The 12,703-nt window shown below is 70.1% G+C and carries 12 protein-coding genes and 1 tRNA gene; 5 read left to right on the top strand and 8 right to left on the bottom strand.

What is annotated here, in order from left to right; genetic code table 11:
• Positions 1 to 44: 44 nt before the first annotated feature.
• Entirely contained in the window at positions 45 to 1,556 is a 1,512-nt protein-coding gene (locus tag ACZ7M7_RS28345) for a PP2C family protein-serine/threonine phosphatase (RefSeq protein WP_383608164.1), read from the bottom strand.
• A 503-nt stretch (positions 1,557 to 2,059) separates the two neighbouring features.
• Here ACZ7M7_RS28345 and ACZ7M7_RS28350 point away from each other — a divergent pair.
• Together ACZ7M7_RS28350 and ACZ7M7_RS28355 are read left to right on the top strand one after the other, a co-directional pair.
• On the top strand, positions 2,060 to 2,719 hold the full coding sequence (locus ACZ7M7_RS28350; RefSeq protein ID WP_369272102.1) for a bifunctional DNA primase/polymerase: 660 nt from the start codon (positions 2,060 to 2,062) through the stop codon (positions 2,717 to 2,719).
• A gap of 56 nt (positions 2,720 to 2,775) precedes the next feature.
• A complete protein-coding gene (locus ACZ7M7_RS28355) occupies positions 2,776 to 3,441 on the top strand; it encodes a hypothetical protein (protein ID WP_383608161.1) in 666 nt (221 codons plus the stop codon).
• A gap of 243 nt (positions 3,442 to 3,684) precedes the next feature.
• Here ACZ7M7_RS28355 and ACZ7M7_RS28360 read toward each other — a convergent pair whose 3' ends face one another.
• From ACZ7M7_RS28360 to ACZ7M7_RS28370, 3 genes are all read right to left on the bottom strand, one after another.
• A complete protein-coding gene (locus tag ACZ7M7_RS28360) occupies positions 3,685 to 4,650 on the bottom strand; it encodes a DUF5926 family protein (RefSeq protein ID WP_383628920.1) in 966 nt (321 codons plus the stop codon).
• Positions 4,651 to 4,916: 266 nt separating this feature from the next.
• Positions 4,917 to 5,555, bottom strand: coding sequence for an ATP-binding protein (locus ACZ7M7_RS28365; RefSeq protein WP_383628921.1), 639 nt, complete (start codon positions 5,553 to 5,555; stop codon positions 4,917 to 4,919).
• A 180-nt stretch (positions 5,556 to 5,735) separates the two neighbouring features.
• Positions 5,736 to 6,563, bottom strand: a complete 828-nt coding sequence (locus tag ACZ7M7_RS28370; RefSeq protein ID WP_472121459.1) for a glycerophosphodiester phosphodiesterase — start codon at positions 6,561 to 6,563, stop codon at positions 5,736 to 5,738.
• Between the two features lie 290 nt (positions 6,564 to 6,853).
• On the opposite strand from ACZ7M7_RS28370, the gene ACZ7M7_RS28375 reads away from it, so the two are divergent.
• From ACZ7M7_RS28375 to ACZ7M7_RS28385, 3 genes are all read left to right on the top strand, one after another.
• Positions 6,854 to 8,461, top strand: a complete 1,608-nt coding sequence (locus ACZ7M7_RS28375; protein ID WP_472121462.1) for a S1C family serine protease — start codon at positions 6,854 to 6,856, stop codon at positions 8,459 to 8,461.
• Positions 8,462 to 8,610: 149 nt separating this feature from the next.
• Positions 8,611 to 8,695: transfer RNA gene (locus ACZ7M7_RS28380), tRNA-Ser, on the top strand.
• A gap of 359 nt (positions 8,696 to 9,054) precedes the next feature.
• Entirely contained in the window at positions 9,055 to 9,444 is a 390-nt protein-coding gene (locus ACZ7M7_RS28385) for a hypothetical protein (RefSeq protein ID WP_369272088.1), read from the top strand.
• 377 nt (positions 9,445 to 9,821) lie between these two features.
• On the opposite strand, the gene ACZ7M7_RS28390 is transcribed toward ACZ7M7_RS28385, so the two are convergent.
• The 4 genes from ACZ7M7_RS28390 to ACZ7M7_RS28405 all read right to left on the bottom strand — a co-directional run bounded on the left by ACZ7M7_RS28390 (position 9,822) and on the right by ACZ7M7_RS28405 (position 12,428).
• The gene (locus ACZ7M7_RS28390) at positions 9,822 to 10,256 is read right to left on the bottom strand and encodes an amphi-Trp domain-containing protein (protein WP_472121466.1); all 435 of its coding nucleotides are present in this window, start codon (positions 10,254 to 10,256) and stop codon (positions 9,822 to 9,824) included.
• Positions 10,257 to 10,366: 110 nt separating this feature from the next.
• Complete coding sequence (locus tag ACZ7M7_RS28395; protein ID WP_472121469.1) at positions 10,367 to 10,891, bottom strand: DinB family protein; 525 nt, start codon at positions 10,889 to 10,891, stop codon at positions 10,367 to 10,369.
• 163 nt (positions 10,892 to 11,054) lie between these two features.
• Positions 11,055 to 11,486 (bottom strand): hypothetical protein, encoded by a 432-nt coding sequence (locus ACZ7M7_RS28400; protein ID WP_472121472.1) that lies wholly within the window; start codon positions 11,484 to 11,486, stop codon positions 11,055 to 11,057.
• 75 nt (positions 11,487 to 11,561) lie between these two features.
• A complete protein-coding gene (locus ACZ7M7_RS28405) occupies positions 11,562 to 12,428 on the bottom strand; it encodes a bifunctional DNA primase/polymerase (protein WP_383608145.1) in 867 nt (288 codons plus the stop codon).
• Positions 12,429 to 12,703 lie beyond the last annotated feature (275 nt).

The raw sequence follows: 12,703 nt of genomic DNA on the forward strand, positions 1-12,703 counted from the left end.
GCCACGTGCCTGTTATGGGTGAGTGACCGACGGGCCACGGGCCGCTATTCGAAGCGCGCAGCCAGCAGGACGACGTCCTCCTCGCTGTCCGCCCGGTCCACCCCGTCCGGCAGCACGGTCCGCAGGACGTGGTCGACGACGGCGTCCGGGTCGTGCCGGATCGCCCGCGGCACCCCGGCCGCCGCCGAGTGCAGCCGTGCGAAAGCGCGGTCGGTGGGGTCGCCGGTGCGGTGCAGCAGCCCGTCGGTGTACAGCAGAACCGTCTCTCCGGCTTCCGCCAGCAGCTCCACGCTCGGCGCCTCCCAGCACGCCAGCATGCCCAGCGGGGCGGACACGGAGGTCTCCACGAACTCCGTGCGCCGATCGCCGATCAGCAGCGGCGGGGTGTGCCCGGCACCGGCGAGCGTGATCTTGCGCAGGGAGGGCTCGCAGTAGGCGAACAGGGCGGTGGCGGAGCGGGCGGGCTCGGTGAGTCTGAGCAGCAGCTCCAGGTCGGACAGGACCGCGACCGGGTCCTCGCCCTCCATCACGGCGTACGCCCGCAGGCTGGCCCTCAGCCGGCCCATCGCGGCGACCGCGCTGGGCCCGGACCCGGTCACCGAGCCGACCGCGAGGCCGAGCGCGGCGTCCGGCAGCGGCAGCGCGTCGTACCAGTCACCGCCCCCGCGAGGGCCCGTGCGGTGCCGCGCGGCGAGCTGGACGCCGGCCATGCGGGGCAGACGGGAGGGGAGCAGCTCCTCGGCCATCGTCCTCATGGCCGTGCGCGTGCGCTCGACCTCGAGGAGCCGGGCCAGGTGCTCGGTGGCGTAGCGGACGTACAGGCCGACGAGGTGGCGCTGGCGCTCGACCGGTTCGGCGGGCTCGTCGTACAGCCAAACGGCGGCACCGAGGCGGCCGGCGGCATCGGTGGACAGAGGGAGGGCATAGCTCGCGGCGTAGCCGAGGCGGGCGGCCACCTCGCGGTGGCGGGGGTCGAGCTTGTCCCCGGCGAACAGGTCGGGCTCGGCGATCTCGCCGTCGCCACCGGGCAGCCCGTCGAGGATCCTGCCGTACGAGAGGGAGCTGCGCGGCACGGTCTCGATGTGCCCGAGGTCGGCGCGCGCGAGGCCCAGCCCGATGGTCGTGTCCGGGCCGAGGCCGTCGGCGGGTTCCAGGACGACAAGACCGCGCCGGGCGCCCACGAGGGCGGATCCGGCGCGCAGCAGTTCCTGGAGGGCGTCGTCGAGTGCGTTCGTGCGCGCCAGGCGTTCGGTGAGTTCATGGAGCGTCGTGAGGTCCGAGACCCAACCGGCGAGACGGTCCTGAAGCACTGCGCCCGGCGGGTTCGGTGGGGGAACCGCTGGGGTTCCCGAGGCCCCGGGCGCGGGCGCGACAGTGTGTGCGGGCGAGGGAACCGTGGAATCGATTCCGGCCACTTTCGAAGGGTGAGGGGCGTTCATGGCGTCCGGCTTTCCGACCGGTGCGTATTGCTCAAAAGCATCGCAAACCCCCATGTCATTCTGCGCCGCTAGCAGTGTCTCCACATGTACACGCACTCGTAAGGGGATGTCCAGCATTGTCCTGCCGGGATTCCTGGTGTCCGTGGGTCACCCGAACACTCCTGGTAGACCTCTTGCGTAAAGGCAAAGTTGGCTTAAAACTGCCTCAGGGAACGGGGTATTGCGGTCGACTGGTTTCGCTCGACGGAGCGTCACAGCGGTCGTGATGGGTACGTACTCGGTGAAGGCCAGGGGTGGTGGACAACCACCCGGAACCTGGTGACGGACCCGGGCGTCTTAGCCACTGACGATCGTGCCCCATCCTCCCGTGGCGGAGGCGAAGAGAAATACGCGCGACGGCAAAACGCCAGACTTCGCCACCCCACGCCACGCCCATGCTTTTGGTAGACGCAGTATGGACGAGGCTGCCGCGGACGCAGCCAACGCTCGACCCATAGGGGTTCCCCTTGCTCATTGCAGGGGTGTGATGCGCCAACAGGTACGCACAGTGAAGTGATCGACACATGGTGTGATGTGGACCACGGTGTTGCCAGCGGTGCAACGGAAAGGAACGAGCGCTCATGCGCGAGATCCTCGGAAAGCGACGCAGGCTCCTGCGCGGTGACGGGAAGTCTGAGCAGATCAGCGCGGCCCTGACCTTCGCGACGCAATGGCGCTGGCCCGTACTCCCGGGCGTGACGACGCACCCGCAGGGACACTCCCGCTGCGGCTGCCCCGACCCGGACTGCACGGTGCCCGGCGCGCACCCCTTCGACCCCGGCCTCCTCGCGGCCACCACCGACGAGCGCATGCTGCGCTGGTGGTGGACCAACCGGCCGACGGCGCCGATCATCCTCGCCACCGGCGGCCAGGCTCCCTGCGCGGTCAGCCTGCCCGCCCTGCCGGCCGCTCACGCACTCACCGCACTCGACCGCATGGGCATGCGCCTCGGCCCGGTCGTCGCCTCACCGGCCCGCTGGGCGATCCTGGTGAAGCCGTACTCCATGGAACAGCTGGGCGAACTGCTGTACGCCAAGGACTTCGTCCCCGGCTCCCTGCGCTTCCACGGCGAAGGCGGCTACATCGCCCTGCCCCCGTCCGAGACGGGCCAGGGCCCCATCAGCTGGCAGCGCGCCCCGCTGCCCGGCTCGGCCTCGCCGTGGGTGCCGGATGTGGAGGCAGTGGTGGACGCCGTGGTCGAGGCCCTCACTCGTACGGGTGTGAGCGCGCCCGAGTTGTAGGGCTCTCCGGCGCGCGCGGAACGGTGCACACGTGCGCGGTCGTTATGTTCCGCTATATGTCGCGTCATTCCAGGGGAAACCGGGCACCGTCATCGCATCGCCGCGGGCCGAAGCACAGAAGAATCCGTCTGATCGCCCTCGCGTCCGTCGCGGCGGCCGCGGTCGCCCTGCCGCTGGCCTGGGCGGCCGCCGGCCAGGTCGTCGAAGCGGGCCGCGCCGCCGTGGGGGCGCCCGCGCGTGATGCCGTCCGGTCCTCCCCGCCCGCCCCGAAGGACGGCACCGTACGTCCGTCCCCTCGCGGCGACGCCAAGGCGCCGTCGGCCGCTGACACCGGCACCCCGCTGCTGGACCTCGGCCTTGCCACCGCCGTCCGCTGCGGTCCCGAACTCACCTCGCCCGAGGGCATCGAGGCGCAGACCTGTGTCCTCACACAGGGCGAGGACACCTGGGCGCGCACCTACTTCCGCAATGCGACCGGTGGCGCGCTGGACTCCGTGCTGAGCCTCATGGGGCCCGGGGGACGCACGTTGCAGATGCGCTGCGCCGTGGGCGCCGAGGACGAGCCGGGGACCTGCGAGACACCCCGGGAGCGCACGCGGGGAGATGCGGGCGCCTACACGGCCGTCACGGAGTTCGCCGAGCGGGCCGGGGGCGGGGCGCTGTTGCTGCGTTCCGCGAGCAACTCCGCACCGGGCAATTCCGGCGCGAGCACGGGCCGTTGACATGTGACGTCATTCCGTAAAGGTCTGCGCACATGGAAAGACCCGGTTGCTGGCGACGGGGGATGCACCAGCAACCGGGCTAATGGAACGGTAACAAGAGATCGGCGGTTCGCAAATTCGATCCGGGCTTTCCAGTCACGGATTCCCTTGCTCCACATGGGAGTTGTGATCGGATTCACCCCTCCCGAGGGGGGCCGTGCGGCTGAACGGTCGTTCAGCCGCATCCGATCCGCGAGTCGCCCGTCAGCTGAGCGTGACCTGCCGGTTGGTCAGGCCGCCACGCGCGCGACGCTCGTCCGCGGTGAGCGGGGCGTCCGTGGCCAGAGCCGCGGCGAGGCGCTCCGCGAACTCCGCGGCCGGCTTCTCCACGTCCTCCGCTCCGACACCGCTCGGCAGGTCCCAGACCGGCACGGTGAGGCCGTGAGCGCGGAAGGAGCCCACGAGACGGGTGCCTTCGCCGAGGTTCGACTTCCCTGCCGCGTGCAGCCGCGCGAGAGCGTCCAGAAGCTGCTCCTCGGGGTGCGGCATGACCCAGCGCAGGTGGTTCTTGTCCGGCGTCTCGCACCAGTAGGCGGCGTCCACGCCGGTGAGCTTGACGGTGGGGATGGCCGCGGCGTTGGCCCGCTCCAGGGAGGCGGCCACGTCCGGAGTGGCGTTCTCCGCGTCCGGGACCCAGAACTCGAAGCCGGAGTGGACAACTGGCTCGAAGGCGCCCTCGGGGTCGAGCAGATCCTGCAGCCGCGGACCGTCGGCCGGGGCGCGGCGGCCCTGGACCGGGGTGCCGGGCTGCGCGCTGAGCGCCTGCTGGAGGGTGTCGGCGAGGTCGCGGCTGATGTCGCCCGACGCCGTGTCGTTCTGCAGACCGAGCAGGACCGAACCGTCGTCGCGGCGCAGGGCCGGCCAGGCCATCGGCAGCACCGTGGCCAGCGTGACGGACGGGACGCCCTCGGGGAGGCCGCCCTTCAGGGGCAGTTCGACGGTGGCGGCGGGCACCAGCTCGCGCAGGGCCACCCAGTCGCACTCGCCCGGCAGCCCGTCGAACGGGCGCTGCACCAGCTCGGTCACCGCATGCGCGGCCGACCGGCCATGACAGGCCTTGTAGCGGCGGCCGCTGCCGCAGGGGCAGGGCTCGCGTGCGCCGACGACCGGGACCTCGCCGTCGATGATCTGCGGGCGCTTTGCCTTGGTCTGGGGTCGCTTCTTGGCCATCGTGGGTGTCTCCCGGTTACGGCTCGTCTCGTACGGGCGCGAGCCTAGCCGTTCACGCCATGGTCGACGGGAGGCTGTGGACAACCCACGGGTCGCGCCGGGAGTGCGGGCCCTTCGCGGCGGAGGCGGAGCGCCGGTCGAAACCGATCTGTCCGGTTCTGTTTCCCTCGGTTCCCTCAGCCCTGGGCAGTTGCTTCAGTGCTGTGCCGTCCCGTCGGTCCCATGCGGTTACTTCAGCCCCCTGCAGTTGCTTCAGCCCCGTGCCTTCAGTCCAGGTCGTCGAAGGCGTCCGCGAAGTCGAGGCCGGATATCGCGCCCACGGTCGGCGCTGCGACGCGCGTAGCGAAATCGTCGCGGCGGTGCCCGGCATCCGGATCATGAACGTGGTCGTGGACCACGACCCAGACCGTGACCTCGCCGCGGGCGTCGTCCCGTACGCCCCAGTCGTCGGCCAGGGCGGTGATGATGTTGAGCCCGCGGCCGCCGTGCGCGGTGACCGAGGGCGTGGCCGGAGCAGGGCGAGTGGGTCCGCCGCCGTCCGTCACCTCCAGCGTGAGCCTGCCGCCCGCCTCCATGCGCCATGCGGCACGCACGTCGCCGTCCCCGGACAGCGCGTCACCCAGCGGTCGGCCGTGTTTGCACGCGTTGCTCAAGAGTTCGGAAAGAATCAGTACGGCATCGTCGATGACCGATTCCGCCACGCCACGTATGCGCAACTGAGAGCGCATACGATGCCGCGCTTTCCCCACGCCCGCAGGACCATGGGGAACGGCCATGCTCGACGACGTGGGCACCTCCTGTGCCACCACCAACGCCACCCCCGAGACCTCCTTTGCCCCACGCCACGGTGTGGATGCCCCATTGGCCTGTACCGGAAACCGGCCAACCAAGGTCCGGGGACGCATTCAGAACGATCGAATACGGACCGAACGCGCCGGAGCACTCCCTGTAATCGGGATGGCTGGAATTCGTAGGTGTGGCCGAGAGTGGAGGATGGCGCTGAAGGGGCTCAGGGGTCAAGGGTTTGCGCAGGGGTTGAAGGGGTTTTAGGGGTTTCCCCATGTATCCCCGGGTATCCCCGTGTGTCAGCGGCCGAGCTGGTGCAGCACCGCGCGCGGGCGGTTGGTGATGATGGCGTCGACGCCCAGCTCGACACAGAGATCGATATCCTGCGGCTCGTTCACGGTCCAGACGTGCACCTGGTGACCGGCCCGCTTCAGGCGCTCCACGTAGGCAGGGTGACTGCGCACGATCCGGATCGAGGGGCCCGCGATGTGGACGCCGGCGGGCAGGCGTCCGTCCCGCAGCCTCGGTGAGACGAACTGCATCAGATAGACCGTGGGCAGCGTGGGCGAGGCGGCACGCACGCGATGCAGCGAGCGCGCGGAGAAGCTCATGACACGCACCGGGGACTCGGCGGCCGAAGGGGGCACGTCGAGTCCGAACCGCTTCAGCAGAAGCAGCAGCCGTTCCTCGACCTGCCCCGCCCACCTGGTCGGATGCTTGGTCTCGATCGCCAGTTCCACGCGCCGCCCCGCGTCGGCGACGAGCTCCAGCAGTCGTTCCAGAGTGAGTACGGAGGTGTCCTCGGGGTCCTCCGGCCGGAACTCCCAGTCCGGCTCCTCGGCGCGGTTCTTCCATGGGTCGCGGTTCTTGCGGGAGCCGAAGTCCAGGGCGGCGAGTTCGGCGAGTTCCAGCGCCGAGACCGCGCCGCGGCCGTTGGACGTACGGTTGACGCGACGGTCGTGGACGCATACGAGGTGACCGTCGGCGGTGAGGCGTACGTCGCACTCAAGGGCGTCCGCACCGTCCTCGATGGCCTTCTTGTACGCGGCCAGGGTGTGCTCGGGGGCGTCCTCGGAGGCTCCGCGATGGGCGACGACTCGGATCTGCTGCTGCCGTGCGTGGGTCACCGCGTCATGGTGCCACCGAGCGGGGGTAGGCGTGGGACCGGAGGAGTCGTGAAGACGCTCGAATTGTGCATGTTTAGTCTCACATGACCTATATAAAGAATGGCCGTGGACCCACAGCGACCGCTTATGGTGCTCTGACGGCCCGTGGGAAAAGCTGACGGCATACAAAAAGCCATGCAGAGCTGACATGCAGAGCTGAAGCGCACCGACTGCCGACAATTACTGGCCAGCGTGAACGGGCGTGACCGAGTGCGACCGATATCAACAGCCGTGGATCGAGGAGAGAAGCTGTGAGCACCGAGAACGAGGGCGCCGCGGTACCCCCGGCCCCGTCCGCACCCCCCGTGCCGGTGGATGCTCCTGCTGCTCCGGCGTCCCAGGAGCGCCCGGCTCCCGAGGGCGGTGACGCTCCGACCGCTCCGATCCCGCCGGTGCCGAGTGATGCCCCGGCGGCGTCGACCGGTACCGAGCCTTACGCCCACGCGGCCTCCGACGGCTCTGAGCAGCCTGCCGCCGAGGGCGCCTCGAACGGAGCCCAGCAGCCCGACCCGGGCCCGACCCCTGCCTCTGCTCCCGCTCCTGCTCCGGCTCCGGCTCCGCAGAGCTCGGCCCCCGATGCGTCGTGGCCGCCCCCGCCGCCGCCCGGTACACCGCCGTACGCCGATGGCGGCGCCACCGCGGGTGGTGCGGGTGCCGGTGCCGGTGCAGGTGGCTTCGGTGCCGGTGGTTTCGGTGCGGGCTCGGGCTGGGGTGCGACCTACCAGGAGCCGGCGCCGAAGTCCGGCCGCGGGCGGGGCGGACTGCTCGCCGGGGTCCTCATCGCTGCGCTGGTCGCGGGCGGCCTGGGCGGCGGTCTCGGCTACACCCTGGCCAAGAACAACGAGAACACCTCCTCGACGACCGTCTCGGCCCCCGACAGCGGCGGCTCCGTCAAGCGCGACCCGGGCACCGTCGCGGGCGTGACCGCCAGGGCGCTGCCGAGCACCGTGACCATCCAGGCGGAGAGCAGCGGCGGCGAGGGCGGCACGGGCACCGGCTTCGTCTTCGACACCGAGGGCCACATCGTCACCAACAACCACGTGGTGGCCGACGCGGTCGACGGCGGCAAGCTCACGGCGACCTTCGCGAACGGCAAGAAGTACGACGCGGAGGTCGTGGGCAACGCGCAGGGCTACGACGTCGCGGTCATCAAGCTCAAGAGCGCCCCGTCGGACCTCAAGCCGCTCACGCTGGGCGACTCGGACAAGGTGGCCGTCGGCGACTCGACGATCGCGATCGGCGCCCCCTTCGGCCTCTCCAACACGGTCACCACCGGCATCATCAGCGCCAAGAACCGCCCGGTGGCCTCCAGCGACGGCACCGGCAGCAACGCCTCGTACATGAGCGCCCTGCAGACGGACGCCTCGATCAACCCCGGCAACTCCGGCGGCCCGCTGCTGGACGCGCAGGGCAACGTCATCGGCATCAACTCCGCGATCCAGTCCGCCGCCAACGGACTGGGCGGCACCAGCCAGTCCGGCTCGATCGGCCTCGGGTTCGCCATCCCGATCAACCAGGCCAAGTACGTCGCCCAGCAGCTGATCAAGACCGGTAAGCCGGTGTACGCCAAGATCGGCGCCTCCGTCTCCCTGGAGGACACCACCGACGGCGCCAAGATCACCGAGCAGGGCGCCAGTGGCTCGGACGCGGTCGAGGCGGGCGGTCCCGCCGCCGAGGCCGGCCTCAAGCCCGGCGACGTCATCATCAAGCTCGACGACCGGGTGATCGACTCCGGCCCGACCCTGATCGGCGAGATCTGGACCCACAAGCCCGGCGACAAGGTCACGATCACCTACGAACGGGGCAGCCAGTCCCGCACGGTCGACCTGACCCTGGGCTCCCGCACGGGCGACAGCTGACCCCGACGGCAACGCACGCGTACGACCGGCTCCGCCCGACCAACCACTCCTGACGGCGGAGCCATTGGGCCCCGTGCGGACCACGCACCCCGCGCATCCCGCGCGGCCGGTAGGCTGTAGCCGCTCCGCCCCAGGTGGGCCGGGGCCGAGGTGGGTTGCCCGAGCGGCCTAAGGGAACGGTCTTGAAAACCGTCGTGGCGCGAGTCACCGTGGGTTCAAATCCCACACCCACCGCGCAAGTGAACGGCCCCTGACCAGGCAAAATGGTCGGGGGCCGCTCCGTTGAGCGCTGCCCGTTCGCCACCGTGGGTCCCCGCGGGTTTCCGCACGTTCGGACACCAGGGGGCGCGTTCACCCTTCGCCAAGGCCCGGGGCCGTGAGATCCACCCATATCCAGGGCTTGAAGTGCCAGGTACGCACTTCGCCAATGACGAGGTCAACGGCCGCCCCCGCCGGGGGCAGTTCCTGGGCGAGTCGTCGCACGCATGCTCGCTGCTCCGTGATCGCGCACGACACTCAGCACGCGTGGATAGGTGGCGCGTGTCCATTTCGCGTCTATGCGCTGTGCATATGCACCGATACTCTGCGTGCCCATGGGGAAAGTAGTGCGTCTGTACTGGGGATACATGGTGGCCGCTGCCTTGGTCGTTGCTTGGAGCCAGCAATGGGCGTTGTCGGTGATCGTGGCTCTGTCAGTCGGCGTCTCGGCCTACGCCGCCTTCCAGGTGCCGGTCTGGTGCGGGGCGGTCAACCGAGACGGGCAGACCTACTGCCGCAACAACGCCTACGGCGTGCTGATGGGGTGCTCGAAGCGTCAGCACAGGTGGCAGAAGATCAAGATGATCGTCCTGCGCAGCAAGGTCGGGAACGTCAGCCGCTCCGTGTTCCCAACGGCGAAAGAGAAGTTCAATGGCGCTCTCGCTGTAGGGGGTCTGCTGTCTGCTGTCGCCGCAGTGATCGTTCCCGCTGTGACCGGTGGTTGAGCGGGCGCGATCGCGCGCCCGGGGCACGTAGCGGGCGCGACAAGCGTGGCTGCGCCGCCCACACCCGCCGTGCACAAGACGGCCTCTGACCAGGTGAAACGATCAGGCCTCCGGGGCAGCGCATCTCGATCTCCACAACGGGCACTCGGACATTGCCGCCGCCCAAGGAGGCCCGATGCCCACGACCGTCTCGATCGCCTACAAGGGGCTCGACTCCATGCCCACTTGGTTTGTCGTCGTGGTCGCGGTGCTGGCTGCGCTCGGGATCGTCCTGGCCTATCGGCGGGGGCGTTGACGGTCCGAGTGCCCCCGCCGGAGGCGCCCTTGTGAGCATTGGCGTCTGGCGTGCTGCGCTGCGAATTGCGGCGCCGGCGGGTTCAGGACTTCTTCGCCGCAGTCCGCTTCGCGGCAGCGGTGGTTCGTTTCGCGGTGGTTCGCTTCGCAGCGGTCCCTTTTGCTGCGGTCCGCTTAGTAGCTCTGCCGCCGGCTGCGCCGGTCCGGCCGGGACTGGCAGGCTCGCTCTTTCGCCCGCCCTCGGCCTTCTCCGTGCCTTCCGTCGCCGATGACGACTTGGTCCGGCCGGCCGATGTGATCGGCCACTTGAGCTCAATCTCGAGTTCGATCTCCCCATCCTCGACCTCGAACTCGATCTCGCTGTGAAGGTCGGAGGGGATCCGCAGGCTCAACTTCCAGGGGTCGATTTCCAGTTCGGCTTCCCCGCCCTGCCGCAAGGCGGCCGCGAGCGCCGCGAGCTGATCAGCCGCCTCCAGGCGGGACAGGGAGCGCTTCTGCTCAAACTTGAGGTCTGTCATGGCGTCTCCGATCCGATCCGGCGCACGAAACACCCGGTAATGACCATTCTGGGGGTGCGAGCCGAGTTGGACATCTCGTGGCGGCACGCAGGGAAAGTCCAGGTCAGACGTCAGCTCTGACTCGCCCGCAACAGCCTCAACTGCCCGATCTCCGCGACGTTCTTCATCAGCTCGGCGTTCACCCAGCCGATCATGTGGGCGACGGTGTACTGCGGGTCGTCCGGCCACGGGAACAGCGCCGTGTCGTCCAGGCCAGTGTCGTCCAGCCCCTCCAGGGCCGCCAGCCAGTCCGTGCGCAGGTCACGCAGCCAGGCGACGGTTGCCGGGCCGTCGCCGGGCCACGTGACGTCGGTCCGCTCCCGGGGTGCGCGTCCCCGCAGATGGTCCGTGGCCACGCTCCACCACCAGCCGATGTGCCAGCTGACCCAGGCGATCGTCGGCACCGGGACGGGGTCGGGCTCGGTTTCCGCCCAGTCCGGCACCCAGGTGCCGTCAGCGGCCCGGCGTACCGTCCAGCAGTACGGCCCGGGTTCCCACAGGAAGTCCTCGGGCCGGAGCCGGTCGAGGTGGTACTCGAACAGCGCCCAGGTCAGATCGAACTGCCAGCGCAACAGCTCACGTCGGGAAACGCTCATCGGCCGACCTTGGCACAGGAGCTCCCCCGCGGGGCAAGCCGATTTCCCCACCCCACGTCCGCCCGGGGAGCGCTGCCTTCAGGGGCCTCAGCGCGCGAGAGGCCGTGCCCCGCGAGAGGCCGTAGGGCGTGAGAACTCGGAGCACGCTGAAGATCGCAGAGCGCTAGAGCTCGTAGTCCCGCGCCAGCTCCTCCCAATCCACGTCCCGCAGCGCATCCTCCGCATCGCAGCCGTACGGCACGTGCGTAGTGGGCTGGAACCAGATGATCGTGAGGGCGGAGCGGTAAAGGACCGGGTCGTGGTCGCGGTCGAGGGCCGTGGAGTGGAAGTCGCCGACGCAGGCCACGGAGGGCAGCACCTCGACGGGGCCGAACGCGCCCGCGTACTGGTCGGGATACTCGCGCGGCGGCGGCACGAGGTGCACCGGCACGGAAGGACGGGCGCGTTCCGCGGCGTGGACGAGGCCCTTGATCTTCATGTCGTTGACGAGCTTGCAGGGGTACCCCTCCAGCATTCCGCCGTACGTCGAGGAGAGCCGCAGCTCGGAGAGGTCGAGCGAGCGGCCGGACGTGAGGACGAGGCGGGTCAGCGACATGGTCGGCACTCTAGGGCGGTGGTGCATCGAGCTCCCGTGCATTTTTCAAGGCCTCGGTTCGCGCGGCGGCGCCCGTCAGGGCCGGTGCCCCGTCATCCGTGCCGCCGACGCGATCGTCGCGCGGGCCTCGCGTTCGGTCAGGCCGGTGTTGAGCGCCGCCTCGACCAGGGGGTCGACGAGGGCGGCGCCGATGCCGTCCTCGTAGGCCCGGCAGGCCGCCCAGAACAGGCGGGTGTTGCGCTGGCCCTCGTGGGCGGCGAGCACGAACTGGACGAGCCCCTGGCCGTGGCCGCCGGCCGATGGGGGCGTGAGGTGGTGCGTACGGGGCGGGGGGAGCAGAAGCCGCAGGAGGGCGCGCGGGCAGTGCGCGGGGGTTATGTGGGAGGTGCCGGGAGCGGTGCTGTAGGTGCCGTGGTCGGTGCGGGAGCCGGGGCCGACGAGGTAGCCGCCGGCGCCCCGGATGTCGATGCCGGGTGCGAGGCGGCCCGCCGAGTTGGGGACTACGACGTCGGCCGGGCCGGTCAGCCAGAGGTGGCGGCCGCCACTGGGGGTCAGGACGACCACCGTGGGCGGAATGGTGAACAGGTGGCGCAGTGCCAGTTCGCGCAGGGCGGCGGAGGAGTCCGTACCGGATTTGGTGTCGAGGTCGATGCCGATCAGATGGTGCGGGGGCAGGCCGCAGGCGATGCCGTAGCCCGTGGCCCAGGGGGCGGCGGCGAAGAGTTCGCGGATGCGGGCGGGGTCGGTGGAGGCGTCATAGACCCCGTGCCCGAAACGGCCGCACTCGCCGTGGCAGGGCGCGGGGTCGGGGTCGTCGCGGTGCGGGGAGCGCAGGGCCGGGAGCTTCGTCCGGGACAGGGGGATGACGGCCAGTCCGCGCTCGGCGGCTGACAGGGCGTGTGCGAGGGCCAGCGTCGTGGCCTGCCGGTCGGTGGTGGCCATGCCTCTATGTTCGTACGCATGTTCGAAAAAAGAAAGAGGCGAAGGGTGCGACTCGCCGGGCGACGCGCCGGACGGCGGGGATTGGCCGGAAGTGCGCCGGAACCTTTCCTCCCTTGTGCGGCTTGGGGTGGAGGTGACCGTACTGCCCTGTCTTGGGGGTTGGAAGTGGCGAAAGGGGTTTATCGACTTGTCATCACGCTTCAGGGCGAATAGGGGCTTCCGGGGTGGTTCGCCGGGGATTCGGTGGGCAACTCTGATCTCGCGACGTCGTGCAG

The sequence above is a fragment of the Streptomyces sp. NPDC111606 genome, from assembly GCF_055656945.1.